We start from the raw sequence: 19957 nt of genomic DNA on the forward strand, positions 1-19957 counted from the left end.
GAGTTCCACCGTAAACGTCGAAATGGGCAGGCTTGGCCGAAAAGCGCCGCCATCGGCGCGTCGGACGGATTTGGACGGGCACCGGCGCGAAACAAGTCGTTGCAGCCGCCGGCAACGATGCTAACACTCGCCGGCTGCCAAATGCGGACACAGGACGTGAAACGATATCTGCCCCTGATCGCCTTCCTGCTCGTCGCCCTGGTCGGGGCCGGCGTCGCCTCCGTGGTCTACCGGACCGAGGAGGCGGCCAATCGCGCCCGTTTCGAGGTGATCGCCAACGAGGCCGTCGATCGCATCAGCAACCGGGTCAACCAGCATATCGCTTTGCTGGTGGCGACGATGTCGTTCTTCGAGGCGAACGACGGCAGGGTCACGCGGCGGGCGTTGACCCGGTTCGTCGACGGGTTGGATCTCGACGGTGAGTTCGACGGCATCCACGGTCTGGGCTTCGCGCGCCTGTCCACGCCGGCCGACGATGCTGAAATCGTCCGCGAAATCGCGCGCAATTACGGTATCGAGCGCGCCGTGAGACCGGCAACGGACCAGGCGCTGCGCGCGCCGATCGTCATGCTGGAACCGCAGGACGCGCGCAACCGCGAGGCCCTTGGCTACGACATGTATGCCGAGACAACGCGGCGCGACGCGATGGAGCGCGCCATGGCCAGCGGCAAGCCGCGTGCCAGCGCGCCGGTGGAACTGGTTCAGGAAATCACCAACGAAAAACAGGCCGGGTTCCTGGTCTATCTGCCGTTGCCTTTGCGGGATGCGCGCGGCGCGGGTCTTAGAGAGCATGCCGGGTTCGTCTACGCGCCGTTCCGGGCCGGCGACCTGCACGCGGCCGCGCTCAACACGAGCTACCAATTGCCGGTCGAGGTGGAGACGCTCGATACGACCGGCGACGACGCCCGGGTGCTCTATCGCTCCGAGGCTTTCGACGACGAGGAGACGACGGCGCGCTACGTGGTCAGTCGCTCGATCGAGGTCGCCGGCCGGCAATGGACGCTGAGAATGCACGAGAGTCCCGGCTTCCTGCGCGGCCGCACAAATTTCTACACGTTCATCGTCGGCGCGATCTCGCTGCTTCTGGCCGCCGCGATCGCCGCCTCGGCCCGCTGGCAGATCAAGGCGGTCGAAAGCGCGCATGCGCTTCACGCTATCTCCGAGAGAACGGTCAAGGAGAAGGAACTGATCCTCCAGGAGATGAAGCACCGGCTGAAGAACGCGATCGCGCGCATTCTGGCCATGGCGCGCCAGACCGGGGCGCGGGCGGCCTCGGTTGAGGAGTTTTCGGACTCCTTCACCGCCCGCCTGCAGGCGATGGCCAACGCGCAGGACATGCTGACGCGGTCGCGTTGGCAAAAGGCCGATCTGCGCGAATTGCTGTGCACGGAACTCGATCAGGTCTTCGGCGAAGCGCTGGGCGGGGACCGTGTCGCGGGACCCCGCGTGGAACTCGACGAAAAACAGAGCCAGGCTTTTGCGCTCACCTTCCACGAGCTGGCGACCAACACGCTGAAATACGGCTCGGGCGCCGAACCGCAGGGACGGCTGAAGGTGACATGGCGCCTTGAGGGGCCGCCGCGCAAGCGGATGCTGCGCCTGATCTGGACCGAACAGACCGAAGAGGCCATCCGCGAACCGGAAACACGCGGCTTCGGCAGCCGCCTGATCGACGCCAACATCATCGGCGAATTGGGCGGCCGTGTCGAACGCAGCTATGGCGAGACCGGGTTTTCGGTCACGATCACCGTTCCACACCGCCGGTAGCGGCGGGCGCGACGTGTCGCCGGTGGCCATTCGCGCCTTGCCGGCCGATACGCGCCGCACAGACCTCACGCCATCTCGAACTTGCCGGCCGGGATCGGGTCTCTTGGCTTTGCGCTTTGCGCCGCGCGGCTTGACGAAACCATAGCTGGATGGTTATTGATTATTCAATAGCCGGAAAGTTATCAATCGCGATGCCACAGCCTCAAGACACGCTTTTCAAGACGCTTTCCGACCCGACCCGCCGGGCGATCTTCGAGCGCCTGTGCCGGGACGGGGAGCAGACGGTCAAGGCGCTGACGGCCCAGGCAGGCATTTCGCAACCGGCCGTTTCCAAACATCTCGCTCTGTTGCGGCAGGCCGGACTGGTGCGCGACCGTCACCAAGGCCGGCAGACCCATTATAGCGCACGACCGGGCGCGCTGGCTCCGCTCGTCGACTGGACGCAGCAGATGGCCGGTTTCTGGCAGAGCCGGTTCGACGATTTGGAAGACCTGCTCGAAAGGATGGACCAATGAACGAGGCCGCGAGCGAGACGAAAACCATCGTCGTAGAGCGCGAGCTGCCGCATCCACCCGAAAAGGTCTGGCGCGCGCTGACCCAACCGCACCTGATCGCCGAGTGGCTGATGAAAAACGATTTTTCGCCCGTTTTGGGCCACCGTTTCGGCCTTCGCGCGGATTGGGGCGCCGTCGCCTGCCAGGTTCAGGCCATCGAGCCCAACCGGACGCTGTCCTACACCTGGGACACCAAGGACCTTAGAAGCGTCGTCACCTGGAGGCTCACCCCCACCCCGCAGGGCACAAGGCTGCGCCTGGAGCAAACCGGCTTCCGGCCCGACCAGTCGTCCTATTACCGAGGCGCCATGGCGGGTTGGCCGCGCTTTATGGCCGATCTCGAGCGGGTTCTGGAAGGGCTGGACTGAAAAGCGCCCGGCCGGCCCGCCGATCCGCCGACGCCAATCACCGAAAAGGAGGTTTCCTTGACCCGGAGCAGATGGAGCTGGAGCACGTGGATCAGACAGTGTCACCGCTGGTTGTCGATCGCCTTCACAGCAGGCTTCCTCGTCAACATCGTCGCCATCAGCACCGGGCAAGACCCGGCCTTCTGGGTCTATCTGCTGGTGCTGATCCCGCTGTTCCTGCTGTTGCCCAGCGGGCTGTACCTGTTCGTACTGCCCTATGCGGCCAGGCGGCGCGGCGGGCGCGGCGCGGCGTGAACGCACCGACAGACATCGAAGGCACAACCGTCCCATGACCGCATCGCAACGCATCGACCAGATGATCGCCGAGTTAGCCGACTGGCGCGGCAAGGCGTTGGCCGACCTGCGCAAGGCCGTTCTTCGGGCCGACCCCGGGATCGTCGAGGAATGGAAGTGGATGGGCAGTCCGACCTGGTCGCGCGACGGGCTGATCGCGGTCGGCAATGCTCACAAGAACAAGGTCAAGCTGACCTTCGCCCACGGGGCCAGCCTGCCGGACCCCGACGGCCTGTTCAATGCGGGGCTGGACGGCAATGCGCGGCGGGCGATCGATCTCTTCGAGGGCGATCGTGTCGATGCGCGCGCCCTGACCGCGCTGGTGCGCGCAGCGATCGACCACAACCGGACCAGCTTGAAGAAAAACGCGTCCGCGGGCGCAAACAAACGCGCCGGCAAGACGTCATGACGCGAACCGGGCCGCGCGCCGGCCCGGCCGACGCCGGCTAATCACTTTCGCCGTCGAGCACGGGCACGCTCAGCCCGGCCAATTCGGCATTGGTCAGCCGCGCCGCCCCGGCGCGCGCGAAACGCAGCATCAACGCGCGCCGCGTCGCCGGCGCCAGCCGGTGCTCGGGCGCCTCGCGCAGGATTTCGGCACCGTAGCCGTCGGCAAGGATGAAGCCGCATTCGGGCGGGAAGATCGATGCGGGCACATCGGGATGGGTGGCGAAGAAGAACCGGTCGGAATGCGCCCGGTAGTCAGGCCATTTGCGATCGACGCGAAAATCCTCCACCGACGATTTGATCTCGATGATCCAGAACTCGCCGTTGCGCATGATCGCCACCAGGTCGGCCCGGCGGCCGCCGGCCAGCGACAGTTCGGGCAGCACGTGCGCGTTCATCTGGACCAGCATGCGCTGCACGCCGCGCCTGACCAGAAGCGCGTTCTGCGATTGGCGGCCATCGGCCAGCGGGTTGGCGGAAACGGGACTCACGATCGGCATGGCGCCACCATGCCATGATCGCGCCGGCCCGCAAACCGGCCCGGCGAGCGAACGCATTCACTCCTGACAGGACAAGGTGTTCGGCAATTATCTATCACAAATGCGTGAAAATGTTGCTGAAATGCAATGATGAACGCCGCAAATGCTTCTCCGCGCCCGTCGGGCCCACTTCCCGACTTGGCAAAACTGGTTTATCGCAGTTTAACGAACGTGGCATAAACATGGCTTGAATCGGGCGCAATTGCGCAGGGTGGGGAACGCGCGGATCGTGAGCATGACAATCAGATCATTGGTAACTGCCGCCGGGCTGGCATTGGTCGTGGCCCTGGCCGGGTGCACGAGTACGTCCTTCCGGGTGTTTACGTCGGAATACGGATCGAAGCGGGATGCGGGGTATCGGCTGCCGTCGATCCCGATCAGCAAGGTTCCGCGCAAATATCATCGCCAGATCGTGCGCTACGACAGCAAGGAAAAGCCGGGGACGATCATCGTCGATACGTCGGAGAAATTCCTCTATTTCGTCATGCCCGAAGGCAAGGCGATGCGCTACGGCATCGGCGTCGGGCGCGAGGGCTTCGAATGGAGCGGCACCGCACGCATCGCCGCCAAGCGGGAATGGCCGGTGTGGACGCCGCCGCCGGCAATGATCAAGCGGCAGCCGGAACTGGCCAAATATGCCGGCGGAATGCCCCCCGGGCTTAACAATGCGCTCGGCGCGCGCGCGCTCTATTTGCACAACAAGCGTGGCGATACCGGCTACCGCCTGCACGGCACGCCGGAATGGGCCTCGATCGGCCGGGCGATGTCGTCGGGCTGCATCCGGTTGATCAATCAGGACGTGATTGATCTCTATGACCGCGCCGAGATCGGCGCCAAGGTGATCGTGAAATAATCCGCGGACCGTCCAGGCAACACGGACGTCCCAAAAAAGGCCGGGTTTTCGCAACCCGGCCTTTTGTCGTGAAAGGGAACGGAAACGGCGCCGGCGGCGCGCTCAGACGACCTGCTCGACCTGCTGCACCTCGGGCACGAAATGGCGAAGCAGGTTCTGAATCCCGTGCTTGAGCGTGGCGGTCGAGGACGGGCAGCCGGCGCAGGCGCCCTTCATGTGCAGGAAAACGGTGCCGTTCTCGAAACCGCGAAAAGTAATGTCGCCGCCATCCTGCGCCACGGCGGGGCGCACCCGCGTATCGAGCAGCTCCTTGATCGTGGAGACGATTTCCTCGTCGGCCTGATCGTAGAACTCGCCTTCCTCGACCGGTTCGGAACCGGCCGTCGGCATCGCCATGGCCGGCTGGCCGGACATGAAATGTTCCATGATCGCACCGAGAATGGCCGGCTTGAGATGCTGCCAGTCGGGCCCGTCCTTGGTGATGGTGACGAAATCGTAGCCGAAAAACACGCCGGTCACGCCGGGAACGTCGAACAGGCGGCCGGCGAGCGGCGAGGCCTCGCGCGCCTGGGCGGCATCGCGGAAATCGGCGGTGCCTTCGTTCATGACCACCACGCCGGGCAGAAATTTCAACGTCGCGGGATTGGGGGTCGCCTCGGTCTGAATGAACATGGCGGGACTCCAGCCTTTCCAGTTTTGAATTATTCTAAATAATGGCTGCGGCCGGTTTGATCAAGCGATGACGGGGCCGCCGTGCCGGCTGTGGCGAAATAGTTTTCTCAGGCCAGGCTTTCAATATCCTCGTCGCTGAGGTTCAGCGGCACGACGGTGACCGGGATGGGAAAGGCCGCGCCCTTGCCCGCGATCGACGACACCAGCGGGCCGGGGCCCTCCTTGGCCGCGCCGGCGGCAAGCACCAGGATGGCGATGTCCTGGTCCTCCTCGATCAGCCTGTGGATTTCCTCGGCGGGCTCGCCTTCGCGGACCACCAGTTCCGGTTCGATGCCGATTTGCTCGCGCACCCGCCGCGCCGCGGCGTCGAGCGCGGCCGTCGCGGCGGCGTTGGCCTCCTCGCGCATGATCTTCTCGACGCCGAACCATTGCTGAAAATCGGTCGGCTCGATCACGAACAGAAGCACCAGAACCCCGCCCGTGCTCTGGGCCCGCCGCGAGGCATACGCCACGGCGCGCTCGCATTCCGGCGTTTCGTCCACGATCGCGAGGAATTTGCGCCGGTGTCCGGCTTCGCGGCTCAGTCGTTTCGAAACCATTCAGTCATCCTGGGGCATCATGCCCGGGCGCAATTTGCCATCCGGCGCCGGGCACGGCAAGGCATGGCTTCGCGGACCCCGATCGACGGCCGGCCGCGCCGCCGCCGGCTCAATCGCCCAGCAGTCCGACGATCGCGCGCACGTCCTTCATCGTCTTTTCGGCGCGTGCGCCGGCGCGCGCGCCGCCGTCGCGCAAAACCCCGTCGACAAAGCCCGGATCGGCCGAAATCCGGCGCATTTCGCCGGAAATCGGCGCCAATTTGTCGACCGCCAGCTCGGCCAGGGCCGGCTTGAAGACGGAAAACTGCTTGCCGCCGAATTCGCCGATCACGGCGGCGCGCGTCATGCCGGATAGCGCCGCGTAGATGCCGACCAGGTTTTCCGCCTCCGGGCGGCCGGCCAGGCCCTCGACGTCGGAGGGCAGCGGCTCGGGATCGGTCTTGGCCTTCTTGATCTTCTTGGCGATCTGGTCGGCGTCGTCGGTCAGATTGATGCGCGACAGGTCCGACGGGTCGGACTTCGACATCTTCTTGGTGCCGTCGCGCAGGCTCATCACCCGGGTGGCCGGCCCCTCGATCAGCGGTTCGGTGAGCGGGAAGAAGCCGTTGACCGTCTCCTCGCCCATCGCCATCTCGACGCCGAGACCGCGCTCGGCGATCCGCTTGGAAAAATCGTTGTTGAATTTGGTGGCGATGTCGCGCGTCAGTTCCAGATGCTGTTTCTGGTCGTCGCCGACCGGCACGTGCGTGGCGCGATAGACCAGGATGTCGGCCGCCATCAGGCTGGGATAGGCGAGCAGGCCGAGCGAGGCGTTTTCGCGGTCCTTGCCGGCCTTGTCCTTGAACTGCGTCATGCGGTTCATCCAGCCGATGCGGGCGACGCAGTTGAAGATCCAGGCCAGTTCGGCGTGCTGCGGCACCCGGCTCTGGTTGAAGACGATGTGTTTCTTCGGATCGATGCCCGAGGCCAGGAAGGCCGCGGTGATGGCCCGGGTCTGCCCCACGAGGTCGTCGTGCACGAGCTGGGCGGTGATCGAGTGCAGGTCGACGACGCAATAGATGCAGTCGTGGCTATCCTGCAGCGCCACGAATTTCTGCAGCGCGCCGAGATAGTTGCCAAGGTGCAGATTCCCGGTCGGCTGGACGCCGGAAAAGACGAGCTGCTTGAAGGACGACATGGCTGTTGGTCTCCGGGGCTTGTGGAGGGCCTCGTGTATGGCGAGGGCATCGCGAGTGCGAGGGGCTTATGAACGAGGCCGGGCACGCTTTCAAGCCGGATATGGCACCCAGGCCCGTCGTGGACGGCTCAGTCCGTTTCGGCCGGAGCGGCGGGCGCCCTGGCGCGACGGCGACGGACAAGCCCGGCCAGTTCCCTGCGGTCGAGCGCACCGGTGACGATCGCGAGGCTGAAATAGACCGCCGCGCCGGCGCCGATCACCCCGGCGACGGCGACGAGGCGGATCAGCAGCGGCGCGCCCGTGAGGCTGGACGAAAACGTCTCCTGCAGCCACCAGACCACGCCGCCCATCATCGCGCTCGCCAAAACGATCAGCGCGACGCGGCGCAGCGTCGCCGGCGAGGGCCGGAACAGGTCGCGACGCCAGAGCGTCACGACCAGCAGCGCGACGTTGGCCCAGGCCGCGATCGAGGTGGCCGCGGCGATGCCGACATGGCCGTAGACCGGGAACAGGGCGAGGCTGAGGGAAATGTTGAGCGCGACCTCGACGCCGGTGAACCACATCGGCGTCTTCATGTCCTCATGCGCGAAAAATGCCGGCTGGAACACCTTTCTCAGCACGAAGGCCGGCAGGCCGACGGCGAAGGCGGCAAGGGCGGCGGCGGTCAGTGCGGTGGTCTCCGCGGTGAAGGCGCCGCGTTCGTAGAGCAGAGCTACGATCGGTGCGGGCATGACGGCGAAGCCGACCGCGGCCGGCAGGGTCAGCGCCAGCGCGAATTCCAGCGAGCGGTTTTGCAGGTGCTGCACGTCGGCCGCGTCGCCGGCCTTCAGCGCGCGCGACAGTTCCGGCAACAGCACCACGCCGACCGCGATGCCGATAACGCCGAGCGGAAGCTGGTTGATGCGGTCGGCATAGTTCAAAAGCGCGATCGCCCCGTCCTGGGCCGAGGCGATGATCTGGCCGACGAGCAAATTGATCTGGGTGACGCCGCCGGTCAGAAGCGCCGGCCCCATCAGAACGAGCAGGCGCTTGACCGATGGCGACAGACGCGGCCAGCGCAGGCGCATGGCATAGCCCTCGCGGGCCGCCGCCCACACCAGGATGGCGAGCTGCGCGATACCCGAAACCAGCACGCCCCAGGCCAGTCCCAGCCCGACGACACGCTGTTCCGCCCCCATGATGAGCGCCGTGACCAGCACCGCGATCAGGATGATGTTGAGCAGCACCGGCACCGCGGCGGCGAGGAAATAGCGGCGCATGGAGTTGAGGATGCCCGACAGCATCGCCACCAGCGACATGCAGAACAGATAGGGGAACATGATCCGCGTCAGCACGACGGTCAGGTCGAACTTGTCCGGCGTGTCGGCGAATTTGGGCGCGATGATCGTGCCGACCAGAGACGGCATGAACACGATCGCCGCGACCGACAGCACCGCCAGGCTCATGACCAGCACCGCCAGCACCTCCTCGCCGAAGCGGCGCGCGCCGTCGATGCCGCCGCCTTCGAGTTCCTTGGCGAACAGCGGAATGAAGGCGGTGTTGAAGGCGCCCTCGGCGAACAGCCGCCGAAACAGGTTGGGAAAGCGGAAGGCGGCATAAAACGCGTCGGCGACCGGCCCCGCACCCAGCGTAGCGCCGATCAGCGCCTCGCGCGCGAAGCCGAAGACGCGGCTTGCCATCGTGCCCGAGGCGACGCTGGCGAATTTTCTGATCAGGCTCATGCGGGCAGGCACCTTGCGGTCGTGGCGAAGCGGCAAAAGCCGCGTGGACGGACTGGCCGGATCATCGGGTACCCACCTTTTGCCTATTGCGCCGCCGCGGCGCGGCCGCCGCGCGCCGGCCTGGAGGGCGCAGGCCCCGCCAGCGTGGCGACCAGGCGCTCGCGGATCGCGGCCTGACGGGTCGGATTTTCGATCTTCTGCCCGGTCAGGTCGGTGACGTAGAACGTGTCGATCACCTTTTCGCCGAACGTGGTGATATGGGCCGAGGCGATGTCGAGGGAGAGGTCCGACAGCGCGCCGGTGATTTCCGACAACAGGCCCGGCCGGTCGAGGCCCGACACTTCGATCACCGAAAAGCGGTTCGACAGCGTGTTGCGGATTTCGGCCTGCGGCGTGATGCGGAAGGCGCCCGCACCGCGCCGGCGCTTGGCGCGTTTTTCGATGATCTCCGGCAGCCAGGACCTGCCCGCCAGCGCCTCCTCGATCAGCTTTCCGACCCGCTCGGCACGCCGGCGCTCGTCCTCGTCGCGGTCGAACTCGCGGTTGATCAGGATCGTGTCCAGGGCGCGCCCGTCCGAGGTGGTGAAGACCTGGGCGTCGACGATGTTGGCGCCGGCGGCCGCGCAGGCTCCCGCGATCACCGACAACAGGCGGGGGTGGTCGGGCGCGAGCACGGCGATCTCGGTCACCGCCTCGAATTCATGCGTCCTGATCATGGTCGCCAAGCGGCGGCCGGCCGCGTCGGCCTCGCGCACAAAGGCGGCGTGGCGAAGCTGGTCGTCCAGATCGACGGTCAAAAGATAGTTTTCGTAGTGCAGGTCGACATAGCGCCGGCTTTCGGCCTCGGGCCAGTCGTCGAGGGCGCTAGCGAGCTGCGCGCGTGCATGGGCCGCGCGCTTGTCGCGGGCGACCTCGGAAAAGCCGCCGGTCAACAGCAGCTCGGTCTCGTAGTAGAGCGTGCGCAGCAACTGCCCCTTCCAGCCGTTCCATACGCCCGGTCCGACACCGCGTATGTCGCACACGGTCAGCACCAGAAGCAGTTTCAGCCGCTCCACCGACTGCACGACGGCGGCGAAATCCTCAATCGTCTTGCGGTCGTTGAGGTCGCGCATCTGTGCCGTGTTCGACATCACCAGATGGTTTTCCACCAGCCAGGCGATGGTTTCCGTATCCGCGGCGGAGAATCCCATATGCGGGCACATGCGCCGTGCGATGCGCGCGCCGGCGATCGAATGGTCCTCGGGCCGGCCCTTGGCGATATCGTGCAGCAGAACGGCCGTGTAGAGCACTTCGCGCTGCGGCCGCAAGCCTGGCATCAGCTTGTGCGAAAGCGGGTGCACGCGGGCGTCGTCGCCGTGCTCGATCTCCGACAAGACGCCGACACAGCGCACGAGATGCTCGTCCACCGTGTAGTGGTGATACATGTTGAACTGCATCATCGCGACGATCTTGCCGAAATCGGGGATGAGCTTGCTCAAAACGCCGGCCTCGTTCATGCGGCGCAGGTTGAGCTCGGGATTGCGGTCCGAGGTCAGCACGTCGAGGAACAGCCGGTTGGCCTCGGCGTCGCGGCGCAGATTGCGGTCGATCAGCTTCAACGAACGGCGCAGCAATTTCAGCGCCTCGGGATGATATTCCAGCCCGTGCCGGTCGGCGAACCAGAACAGGCGCAGCATGTTGACGGGGTCGCGCTCGAAGGCCTGCGGGTCGGCCACGTTGATACGATCGTTGTCGATGATGAAATCGCTCGTCCCGGGCACCTTGCGGCGGCGGCGCGAAAAGGACTGGATCAGCCGGTTGAAGCCCGGCACGTGCTTGGCCTGCTCCTCTTCCAGGGCCGCGCACAAAATCCGGGTCAGGTCGCCAACATCCTTGGCGACCAGGAAATAGTGCTTCATGAACCGTTCGACCGCCGACAGGCCGGGGTGGCTGGTATAACCCAGCCGGTCGGCGATATCGCGCTGAATGTCGAAATGCAGGCGCTCTTCGGCCTTGCCGGCATGGAAATGCATGTGGCAGCGCACGGCCCACAAAAAATCCTCCGCCTTGCGGAAGACAAGATATTCCTTGCGGGTGAAGACGCCGCGCTCGACCAGCTCCTCGCCGCTGCGCACGCGATAATAATATTTTCCGATCCAAAACAGCGTGTGCAGGTCGCGCAGACCGCCTTTGCCATCCTTGACATTGGGCTCGACCAGATAGCGGCTTTCGCCGGCCTTGGCATGGCGGGCATCGCGCTCGGCGAGCTTGGCCTGCACGAATTCGCCGCCCGACTGACGCATCAGCTCGGTGTCGAAGCGATGCAGAAGCTCGTCGTAAAGCGCGGTCTCGCCGCACAGGAAACGGGCTTCCAGGACCGCGGTGCGGATCGTCATGTCGGTGCGCGACAGGCGCACGCATTCGTCGACATTGCGGGTGGCATGACCGACCTTCAGGCCCATGTCCCACAACATGTACAACACATATTCGGTGACCTGCTCGCCCCAGGGCGTCTGCTTGTAGGGCAGCAGGAACAGCAGATCGATGTCGGATCCGGGCGCCAGCGTGCCGCGGCCATAGCCGCCGACCGCCACGATCGCCATCTTCTCGGCCGCGGACGGGTTCTTCGAGGCGTAGACGTGCGAGACGGCGAAATCGTGCAGCGCGCGGATGATCTCGTCCATCAGGTGCGACAGCCGTGCCGCGCAGGCGGTGCCGCCCCCGTCCTTCATCAGCATCGCCTCGGCCTTGGCACGGCCGGCCGCGAACTCCTCGCGCAGCGCCTTCAGCACCGCCGCGCGCACCGCGTGGCCCGAGCCGTCCCCGCCGGCCTCCGACGCAAACGCCGACAGCCGCTCGCGCAGGAGCGTACCATTGATGATTTCGCCGAGCTTGAGGGGTACCTTGGCCATGTCTCGGAGCCGTTCGGGATCGCCGCGACGGCGTCTATAGCGTGAAACGCGCTCCGGCGATACGGGGCAGGCCGGCGCGGAACGTCAGGACGCCGCCCGCCAGCGCCTGGACTGCACGAAATCGGCCAGGTCGCCGGCGCGCATCGGCCGTGCGAAGGCATAACCCTGCAGCGCATGACAGCCGATCTGGCGCAGGATGCGGGCATGCGCCATCGTCTCCACGCCCTCGGCCAGCACCTCGATGCCGAGCGACGACCCAATATCGATGATGGAACCAACCAATTGCCGCCGCTGGTCGTCGTCGACGATCGGCAGGATGAACTGGCGGTCGATCTTCAGGCGGCGCGGCTTCAGTTTGAGCAGGCTGACGATCGAGGCGTAACCGGTGCCGAAATCGTCGATCTCCACGTCGATGCCGAGTTCCTTGATGTGATCGACATTCCACGCCACGATCTCGTCCTGCTCGTCGAGGAAGATCGACTCGACCAGTTCGAAGGAGATCGTGCCCGGCGCGATCTCCAGGTCGCGCAGGCTGCGGACCAGGTCCTCGTCGCGCAGCCGGCGCGCGGATACGTTGACCGAGGCTTTGGGGATCGCCAGGCCCGCACGCTGCCAGGTCTGCATATCGGCCAGCGTCTTTTCCAGGATCATGCGGTCGATCATGTCGACGACGTTGAGTTCCTCGGCGATTTTCATGAACCGATCCGGCGCCAGGATGCCCTCGCGCGGGTGCCGCCAGCGTGCCAGCGCCTCGACGCCGGTCAGGGCGAGCGTGTCGGCGTCGAACTGCGGCTGGTAATAGGGTATGAACTCGCCGCGCTCGATGCCGGTCAGGATCTCGTCGGCCACGCGCTTGGTGGTGACGATCTCGGCCTGCAGGGCCTCGGTGAAGAATTGGTAGCGGTTGCGACCGCGGCCCTTGGCCCGGTAGAGCGCGATGTCGGCATTGACCAGGAGCTTTTTCGGATCGGCCCCGTCATCGGCCGCGAACGCGATCCCGATACTGCCGCCGACCCGGCATTCATGACCTTCGTAGACCACCGGACGCTGGATGCGGGCGATGATGCGCTCGGCCAGCCGCGCCAGCGCCTCGGCCGGCCCGGCGCCCGCACCGACGGGACGGCGGCACAGCACCACGAATTCGTCGCCGCCCACGCGCGCGACGAAATCGCCCGCCTCGACCGTATCGGCCAAAGCCGACGCCGCGTGGGTCAAGATCGCGTCGCCGGCGGCATGGCCGAGCGTGTCGTTGATCTGCTTGAAGCGGTCGAGGTCGATATGCAAAAGCGCGGTGACCTTTCGGGCGCTGTCATGTGCCCCGGCGCTTTCGCGGAGCATCTCGTCCAGGTAGCGGCGGTTGGCGAGCCCGGTCAGCGAATCATGCAGCGCATTGTGCTCGATACGCGCCCTGGTCGCCTCCAGTTCCGTGTTGCGGGCCTCGGTGAGCTGCTTGGCCCGCTTCAGGTCCTCGGTCAGCAGGATGTCGCTGGAAACGTCCCAATTGACGCCGACGATCCGGGTCGGCTCGCCCTCGTCGCGATATACCGCACCGATGGCGCGAATGTGCCGGACGGATCCGTCCGGCAGGCACAGCCGGTATTGCGAATCATAACGCCCGCGCGTGTCCACGGCGACGCGGAACTCCTCTTGCGCCTGCGCGAGATCGTCGGGGTGCAGCCGCTGCGCCCAGTGGTCGTAGGCGCGCGCGCCGTCATCGCGCGGATAGCCGTAGAGCTCGTTCATGCGATCGTCCCAGAACAGCTCGTTGTTGTCGATGTCCATTTCCCAAACGCCGATCCGTGACGTGGCCAGCGCCAGGCCGAGGCGGCGCGACAGGCGCGCCAGCAGCTTCTGGCGGTTGCGCAGTTCGCCGATATGGCGTTGCCGCTCTTCGATCAGCCTGCCGGTGAAGAAGGTGGGAATCAGGATCAGCGCGCCCGCGGCGAAAACCAACAGCCGCAACGGCCAGGCGTTCGGGGCAATGGAATCCCAGCCGCCTCTCGGCACCGCCGCGACCTGCCAGGAGCCGATCGGAAGACCGACATCGACGACGACGGGGTCTTGCGCCAGGACGGTTGCGGTGCCGTAAAACGGCCCGCCGGCGGCACCTGTGCCGTCCTTGCCGCGGATTGCGATATCGAGCCTGTCGGAGACCGCATTCAGGCCGCTGGCGGCGTAAAGCCGCTCGATGTCGATCACCGCCGACACGATGCCCCAGAATTGCCCGCTCTCCGGCCCGGTGAAGACCGGGAACCGGCCGATCAGCGCCTTGCCGCCCTGGACGAGATCGAGCGGCCCCGCCAGCACGATCTTGCCCGAATCGCGCACGCGGACGGCCGCCGCGCGCTGGGTGTCGTTGCTGCGGTAGTCGAGGCCGATCGCCTTTTCGTTGCCTTCGAGCGGATAGACCATCGAAACGACCAGGCCGGGGGCTGCCGCGAGGTGGCGGATCTGGGATTCTCCGGCCAGCAGGCGGCGCGCCAGCGCGGCGAAGCCGGCCTGATCGGTATCCGGTTGTGCCTCCAGCACGCTGACCAGGCCGCGGGCGAGCTCGATATTGCCCTTGATGTTCCCTTCCAGCTTGGCGCGGATCAGGCTGATATCGCCGAGCACCTCGGCGCGCAGATCACGCCGGAACGCCTCGCGATGCTGGTTTTCGGCGAACAAGCCCGCGGCGACGACCACGACGAAAACGATCGCAACGGGAATGTTGGTGACCCGGAAAATTCCGTTCCCGATCCGGGCAAGGACTGACTTCATACTGTCCAACTGGCCTCTTCGTCCGGGGCTCGCCCATACACCGCACGAAAATAGTTGGCAGTCCTTAAATTTGCATTGAGCAGGAGGGAAAGACCCTGGGAGACGTCGCTCTCAGGGCGTTTTGCGCGCCATCCCCTTCAGCCGGTAAAGCGCCTCGAGCGCTTCCTTGGGCGTCATGTCGTCGGGGTCGAGCGCCTCGAGCGCGCCGGTCAGGGGTTCCAGAGGAGCGGCGGGCTGCGGCGGGCGGTCGGCGACGGCCGAAAACAACGGCAGATCGTCGACCAGGCGTCCGGCCTTGCCCGACATCTCGCTCGCCTCGAGCTGGGAAAGCACCGCGCGGGCACGCGCCACCACCGCATCGGGCAGGCCGGCGAGACGGGCGACCTGAACGCCGTAGGAGCGATCGGCCGCGCCGCGACCGACCTCGTGCAGGAAGACCACGTCGCCTTCCCACTCCTTCACCCGCATGGTGACGTTGGACAGGCGCTCGAGCTTGTCGGCGAGCGCCGTCATCTCGTGGAAATGGGTGGCGAAGATGGCACGGCAGCGATTGTTTTCGTGCAGATATTCCACCGCCGCCCAGGCGATCGACAGGCCGTCGAAGGTCGAGGTACCGCGGCCGATCTCGTCGAGAATGACCAGCGCGCGTTCGCCGGCCTGGTTGAGGATCGCCGCCGTCTCGACCATCTCGACCATGAAGGTCGAGCGCCCCCGGGCCAGATCGTCGGAGGCGCCGACGCGCGAAAACAGCCGGTCGACGACGCCGATGCGCGCCTCGGCGGCCGGCACGTGGCCGCCCATCTGGGCGAGAATGGCAATCAGCGCGTTCTGGCGCAAAAAGGTCGACTTGCCGCCCATATTGGGGCCGGTCAGGAGCCAGATCGCGCCGGGCCGGCCGGCGTCCGCCGGCGACAGGTCGCAGTCGTTTGCCACGAACGGCTCGCCGTCCTGGGCGCGCAACGCCTTTTCCACCACTGGGTGCCTGCCGGCTACGATCTGAAAGTCCAGGCTGGTGTCGACCACCGGGCGCGCGTAGCCCTCGTCCTCGGCGAGCACGGCGAGCGCCGTCGACAGGTCGAGCACGGCGAGCGCACGCGCGCCGGCCCGGATCGCATCCGCACACGCCACCGCCTCGGCGACAAGCGTGGCGAAGATCTCCAGCTCGATCGTCAGCGCGCGGTCGGCCGCGTTGGCGATCTTGGTTTCGAGCCCGGCCAGTTCGGTGGTCGTGAAACGCATGGCGTTGGCCATGGTCTGGCGGTGGATGAAGCGCGCCTTGGCCGCGTCCGTCCCCGTCAGCGCCGCATGATGGTTGGCGGTGACCTCGATGTAGTAGCCCAGAATGTTGTTGTGGCGGATCTTGAGCGAGCGGATGCCCGTCTCCTCGATCAGGCTCGTCTCCATCGCCGCGATCACCCGGCGCGCCTCGTCGCGCAGAGCCCGCATCTCGTCGAGTTCGGCATGATAGCCGCGCCGCACGAAACCGCCGTCGCGCTTCAGCAAGGGCAGTTCGTCGGCGAGTGCGGCCTTGAAATGACCGCGCAGCGCCGCCGGCAAAGCGGCGATCGCCTCCAGCGCGCCGGCGATCTCGGCCGGCGGGGAGGCGTCTTCAAACAGTGCCGCCGCCTCGGCGGCCGCCGCCATCCCCGAAGCGAGCGCGCCCAGATCGCGCGGCCCGCCGCGATTGAGCGCCAGGCGGGCCAGGGCACGCGGCATGTCGGCCACGCCCTTCAGGCTCGCACGCACGGCATCGGCCAGAGCCCGTTCGGCACGGAAATAGGAGACCGAATCGAGCCGCTCGTTAATGGCGTCAGGATCCGTCAGCGGCGACATCAGCCGCTCGGCGAGCAGGCGCGCGCCGCCACCCGTCAGCGTCCGGTCGATGACGTTGAACAGCGACCCCTCGCGCTTTCCAGACAGGGTGCGGGTCAGCTCGAGATGGGCGCGCGTGGCCGGATCGATGAACATCGTCGTGCCGGCATCCTGGCGCGCGGGGCGCATCAGCGGCGGCCGCTCCGCCTTCTGCGTGCGCTCCACATAGGCGATCGCGCCGCCGATGGCGGAGAGTTCCGCACGCGCGAAATCGCCGATCCCGTCAAGCGTGGCGAGGCCGAAGAACCGTGCCGCGCGTTCGGCGGCGGCGGTCGATTCGAACAGGCTCGGCGGCAAGGGCGTGACGATGCGGCCGAGCACATCGAAGACCGGCCTGAACTCCGGATCGTGGAACACCGGATCGGCGACGATCAGCTCGCGTGGATCGATCCGCAGAATGTCGGCCAGAAGCCGGTCGGGCGCGGTGGCGGCGACCAGGAAGGTACCGGTCGAGATGTCGATCCAGGCGAGCCCCAGCCCGTCCTCGCCGCGCACCCGCCCCAGCGCCATCAAATGGTTGGCCTCCGACGGGGCCAGAAGCTTTTCCTCGGTGATGGTGCCGGGCGTGACCAGCCGAACCACGTCGCGGCGCACCACCGATTTGGAGCCGCGCTTCTTGGCCTCGGCGGGGTCCTCGGTCTGCTCGCACACCGCCACGCGATGACCGAGGGCGATCAGCTTTTGCAGATAATCGTCGGCGGCATGAACCGGCACGCCGCACATCGGAATATCCTCGCCGAGATGTTTGCCGCGCTTGGTCAGCGTGATGCCGAGCGCGCGCGAGGCCACCAGCGCGTCGTCGAAGAACAGTTCGTAGAAATCGCCCATGCGGTAAAACAGCAGCGAATCCGGGTTCGCAGCCTTGATCTCGATATATTGCTCCATCATCGGCGTGGCCGCCGGGGAAGCGTTCTTGACGGGGCGATGCTGGTTCACTCTCGAGCCGCGGCCAAAGGTCCGTTTTCGCGTAAATCCTGAAACTGTTTCCTGCTTGGCGATTTACAGGCCCGAAGTGTAGCCTTAATCGAAACGCTCCACAAAAGAAGCGCCGAAAAGGCGCAAAACCGGGCAGGAAGCGCAGACCCATCATGGCCGAAAAAAGCAAGAACGATCAACAAGGTCCCTCTGTCTCGGCGGCGGAAGCACTCGATTTTCACGCCGCCGGACGGCCCGGCAAGCTTGAAATCAACCCCACCAAGCCGATGGCGACCCAGCGCGACCTGTCGCTGGCCTATTCGCCGGGCGTGGCCGCGCCGGTCAAGGCCATCCACGAGGATCCCAGCCGCGCCTTCGACTACACGACCCGCGGCAATATGGTGGCGGTGATCTCCAACGGCACGGCGATCCTCGGCCTGGGCAATCTCGGCGCGCTGGCCTCGAAGCCGGTGATGGAGGGCAAGGCGGTGCTGTTCAAGCGCTTCGCCGACGTCGATTCGATCGACCTCGAGGTCGACACCGACGACGTCGACGAGTTCATCAACTGCGTGCGTTTTCTCGGCCCGTCCTTCGGCGGCATCAACCTGGAAGACATCAAGGCGCCCGACTGCTTCATCATCGAAAGCCGGCTGCGCGAAATAATGGACATCCCCGTCTTCCACGACGACCAGCACGGCACCGCGATCATCGCCGCGGCGGGGCTGATCAACGCGCTGGAGATCACCGGGCGCGACATCAAGACGACCCGGCTGGTGTGCAACGGCGCCGGCTCGGCCGGCATCGCCTGTATCGAATTGATCAAGGCGATGGGCTTTCCGCCCGAAAACGTCATCCTGTGCGACACCAAGGGCGTCGTCTACCAGGGGCGTAAGGAGGGCATGAACCAGTGGAAGTCCGCCCATGCCGTCAACACCAAGCACAGGACCCTGGCCGAGGCGCTCGACGGGGCCGACATCTTTTTCGGCCTCTCGGCCAAGGGCGCGCTGACGCCTGCCATGGTCCAGTCGATGGCCAAGAACCCCATCATTTTCGCGATGGCCAATCCCGATCCCGAGATCACGCCGGAGGAAGTGGCCGAAATCCGCACCGACGCCATCATGGCGACCGGCCGTTCGGACTATCCGAACCAGGTCAACAACGTGCTCGGCTTTCCCTATATTTTTCGCGGAGCGCTCGACGTGCGCGCGACGACCATCAATGACGACATGAAACTTGCCGCCGCCGAGGCGCTGGCCGCGCTCGCGCGCCAGGACGTGCCCGACGACGTGGCCGCCGCCTATCAGGGCAACCGACCGAAATTCGGCGCCAACTACATCATCCCGGTGCCCTTCGACCCGCGATTGATCTCGGCGGTGCCGGTCGCCGTGGCCAAGGCGGCGATGGATTCGGGCGTGGCCCGCCGGCCGATCCTCGACCTTTCCAACTATGCGCGGGAACTGTCGGCCCGGCGCGATCCGATCGCCTCCACCTTGCAGCGCATCTACGAGCGCGTGCGCCGCCAGCCCAAGCGCGTGGTGTTCGCCGAGGGCGAGGAGGAACAGGTCATGCGCGCCGCCGTCTCCTATGCCAACCAGCGCCTGGGCACCGCGATCCTGCTCGGCCGCGACGAGCAGATCCGGGAAACCGCCAAACAGGCCGGCGTCGATCTCAACAAGCCCGGGATCGAGATCATCAATGCGCGCCTGTCGCGCCGCAACGGCATTTATGCCGACTATCTGTACGAACGCCTGCAGCGCAAAGGCTTCCTGTTTCGCGACTGTCAGCGGCTGATCAACAACGACCGCAACCATTTCGCCGGCGCCATGGTCGCGCTCGGCGATGCAGACGCGATGGTGACCGGCGTGACCCGCAACTATTCCACCGTGCTCGACGACGTGCGCCGGGTGATCGACGCCAAACCCGGCCATCGGGTGATCGGCGTGTCGATCGCGCTGTGCCGCGGACGCACCGTCATCGTCGCCGACACCGCCGTGCACGACATGCCCAATTCGGAGCAGATCGCCGACATCGCCGAGGAGGTGGCCGGCTTTTCGCGGCGCATGGGCTACGAGCCGCGCGTGGCCATGCTCGCCTATTCGACCTTCGGACACCCGCCGGGCGAGCGCTCAGAGCGCGTGCAGGAGGCCGTCAAGATCCTCGACAAGCGCCGGGTCGATTTCGAGTATGACGGCGAGATGGCCGCCGACGTCGCGCTCAACCCGAAGCTGATGGCGCAATATCCGTTCTGCCGGCTGTCGGGGCCGGCCAATGTGCTGGTCATGCCGGCCTTCCACTCGGCCTCGATCGCCACCAAGATGCTGCAGGAACTGGGGGGCTCGATGGTGATCGGCCCGTTGCTGGTCGGGCTGAACAAGCCGGTGCAGATCGTCTCGCTCAACGCCAAGGACAGCGACATCGTCAACATGGCCGCGATCGCGGCCTACAATGCCGGGGCATGACCGTTCCGCCCGGCCCTTAAAAAGGGCCGG

The 19957-nt window shown here is 66.0% G+C and carries 15 protein-coding genes; 7 read left to right on the forward strand and 8 right to left on the reverse strand.

Annotated features, from left to right (window positions below; translation table 11 throughout):
• The first annotated feature begins 156 nt into the window (after positions 1–156).
• The 5 genes from C7T96_RS19415 (at position 157) to C7T96_RS19435 (ending at position 3431) form a co-directional block, all read left to right on the forward strand.
• Complete coding sequence (locus tag C7T96_RS19415) at positions 157–1767, forward strand: CHASE domain-containing protein (RefSeq protein WP_158264422.1); 1611 nt, start codon at positions 157–159, stop codon at positions 1765–1767.
• A 191-nt stretch (positions 1768–1958) separates the two neighbouring features.
• Positions 1959–2282, forward strand: a complete 324-nt coding sequence (locus tag C7T96_RS19420) for a metalloregulator ArsR/SmtB family transcription factor (RefSeq protein WP_106572919.1) — start codon at positions 1959–1961, stop codon at positions 2280–2282.
• Entirely contained in the window at positions 2279–2689 is a 411-nt protein-coding gene (locus C7T96_RS19425) for an SRPBCC domain-containing protein (RefSeq protein ID WP_106572920.1), read from the forward strand. The genes C7T96_RS19420 and C7T96_RS19425 overlap by 4 nt, the downstream gene beginning before the upstream one ends.
• Positions 2690–2746: 57 nt before the next feature.
• Complete coding sequence (locus C7T96_RS19430) at positions 2747–2983, forward strand: hypothetical protein (protein ID WP_106572921.1); 237 nt, start codon at positions 2747–2749, stop codon at positions 2981–2983.
• 34 nt (positions 2984–3017) lie between these two features.
• Positions 3018–3431 (forward strand): DUF1801 domain-containing protein, encoded by a 414-nt coding sequence (locus C7T96_RS19435; RefSeq protein WP_106572922.1) that lies wholly within the window; start codon positions 3018–3020, stop codon positions 3429–3431.
• Between the two features lie 37 nt (positions 3432–3468).
• On the opposite strand, the gene C7T96_RS19440 is transcribed toward C7T96_RS19435, so the two are convergent.
• Positions 3469–3969 carry an MmcB family DNA repair protein gene (locus C7T96_RS19440; protein WP_106572923.1) on the reverse strand — a complete coding sequence of 167 codons (501 nt, stop codon included), beginning with the start codon at positions 3967–3969 and terminating at the stop codon, positions 3469–3471.
• A 274-nt stretch (positions 3970–4243) separates the two neighbouring features.
• Here C7T96_RS19440 and C7T96_RS19445 point away from each other — a divergent pair, with 274 nt between their 5' ends.
• A complete protein-coding gene (locus C7T96_RS19445) occupies positions 4244–4861 on the forward strand; it encodes a L,D-transpeptidase (protein ID WP_106572924.1) in 618 nt (205 codons plus the stop codon).
• Positions 4862–4963: 102 nt separating this feature from the next.
• Here C7T96_RS19445 and C7T96_RS19450 read toward each other — a convergent pair whose 3' ends face one another.
• From C7T96_RS19450 to mutS, 7 genes are all read right to left on the reverse strand, one after another.
• The gene (locus tag C7T96_RS19450; RefSeq protein ID WP_106572925.1) at positions 4964–5533 is read right to left on the reverse strand and encodes a NifU family protein; all 570 of its coding nucleotides are present in this window, start codon (positions 5531–5533) and stop codon (positions 4964–4966) included.
• Positions 5534–5640: 107 nt separating this feature from the next.
• Positions 5641–6132, reverse strand: a complete 492-nt coding sequence (locus C7T96_RS19455) for a universal stress protein (RefSeq protein WP_106572926.1) — start codon at positions 6130–6132, stop codon at positions 5641–5643.
• 109 nt (positions 6133–6241) lie between these two features.
• A complete protein-coding gene (trpS, locus tag C7T96_RS19460) occupies positions 6242–7309 on the reverse strand; it encodes a tryptophan--tRNA ligase (protein WP_106572927.1) in 1068 nt (355 codons plus the stop codon).
• A gap of 128 nt (positions 7310–7437) precedes the next feature.
• Entirely contained in the window at positions 7438–9030 is a 1593-nt protein-coding gene (gene murJ / locus C7T96_RS19465; RefSeq protein WP_106572928.1) for a murein biosynthesis integral membrane protein MurJ, read from the reverse strand.
• Between the two features lie 83 nt (positions 9031–9113).
• Complete coding sequence (locus C7T96_RS19470) at positions 9114–11921, reverse strand: [protein-PII] uridylyltransferase (protein WP_106572929.1); 2808 nt, start codon at positions 11919–11921, stop codon at positions 9114–9116.
• Positions 11922–12005: 84 nt separating this feature from the next.
• Positions 12006–14681, reverse strand: a complete 2676-nt coding sequence (locus C7T96_RS19475) for an EAL domain-containing protein (protein ID WP_199190523.1) — start codon at positions 14679–14681, stop codon at positions 12006–12008.
• Positions 14682–14792: 111 nt separating this feature from the next.
• The gene (mutS, locus tag C7T96_RS19480; protein WP_106573034.1) at positions 14793–17441 is read right to left on the reverse strand and encodes a DNA mismatch repair protein MutS; all 2649 of its coding nucleotides are present in this window, start codon (positions 17439–17441) and stop codon (positions 14793–14795) included.
• A gap of 200 nt (positions 17442–17641) precedes the next feature.
• On the opposite strand from mutS, the gene C7T96_RS19485 reads away from it, so the two are divergent.
• Positions 17642–19927 carry an NADP-dependent malic enzyme gene (locus C7T96_RS19485; protein ID WP_106572930.1) on the forward strand — a complete coding sequence of 762 codons (2286 nt, stop codon included), beginning with the start codon at positions 17642–17644 and terminating at the stop codon, positions 19925–19927.
• Positions 19928–19957 lie beyond the last annotated feature (30 nt).

Origin of the sequence: Nitratireductor sp. StC3 (genome assembly GCF_003015025.1) — a bacterium.
Taxonomy (GTDB): domain Bacteria; phylum Pseudomonadota; class Alphaproteobacteria; order Rhizobiales; family Rhizobiaceae; genus Mangrovimarina; species Mangrovimarina alexandrii.

What these genes read in the sequence shown, in the direction of transcription:
- mutS (WP_106573034.1), bottom strand. Translation starts at nt 17,441, where the DNA reads ATGATGGAGCAATATATCGAGATCAAGGCTGCGAACCCGGATTCGCTG.
- C7T96_RS19470 (WP_106572929.1), bottom strand. Translation starts at nt 11,921, where the DNA reads ATGGCCAAGGTACCCCTCAAGCTCGGCGAAATCATCAATGGTACGCTC.
- C7T96_RS19455 (WP_106572926.1), bottom strand. Translation starts at nt 6,132, where the DNA reads ATGGTTTCGAAACGACTGAGCCGCGAAGCCGGACACCGGCGCAAATTC.
- C7T96_RS19435 (WP_106572922.1), top strand. Translation starts at nt 3,018, where the DNA reads ATGACCGCATCGCAACGCATCGACCAGATGATCGCCGAGTTAGCCGAC.
- C7T96_RS19450 (WP_106572925.1), bottom strand. Translation starts at nt 5,533, where the DNA reads ATGTTCATTCAGACCGAGGCGACCCCCAATCCCGCGACGTTGAAATTT.
- C7T96_RS19440 (WP_106572923.1), bottom strand. Translation starts at nt 3,969, where the DNA reads ATGCCGATCGTGAGTCCCGTTTCCGCCAACCCGCTGGCCGATGGCCGC.
- trpS (WP_106572927.1), bottom strand. Translation starts at nt 7,309, where the DNA reads ATGTCGTCCTTCAAGCAGCTCGTCTTTTCCGGCGTCCAGCCGACCGGG.
- C7T96_RS19485 (WP_106572930.1), top strand. Translation starts at nt 17,642, where the DNA reads ATGGCCGAAAAAAGCAAGAACGATCAACAAGGTCCCTCTGTCTCGGCG.
- murJ (WP_106572928.1), bottom strand. Translation starts at nt 9,030, where the DNA reads ATGAGCCTGATCAGAAAATTCGCCAGCGTCGCCTCGGGCACGATGGCA.
- C7T96_RS19445 (WP_106572924.1), top strand. Translation starts at nt 4,244, where the DNA reads ATGACAATCAGATCATTGGTAACTGCCGCCGGGCTGGCATTGGTCGTG.
- C7T96_RS19420 (WP_106572919.1), top strand. Translation starts at nt 1,959, where the DNA reads ATGCCACAGCCTCAAGACACGCTTTTCAAGACGCTTTCCGACCCGACC.
- C7T96_RS19425 (WP_106572920.1), top strand. Translation starts at nt 2,279, where the DNA reads ATGAACGAGGCCGCGAGCGAGACGAAAACCATCGTCGTAGAGCGCGAG.
- C7T96_RS19475 (WP_199190523.1), bottom strand. Translation starts at nt 14,681, where the DNA reads ATGAAGTCAGTCCTTGCCCGGATCGGGAACGGAATTTTCCGGGTCACC.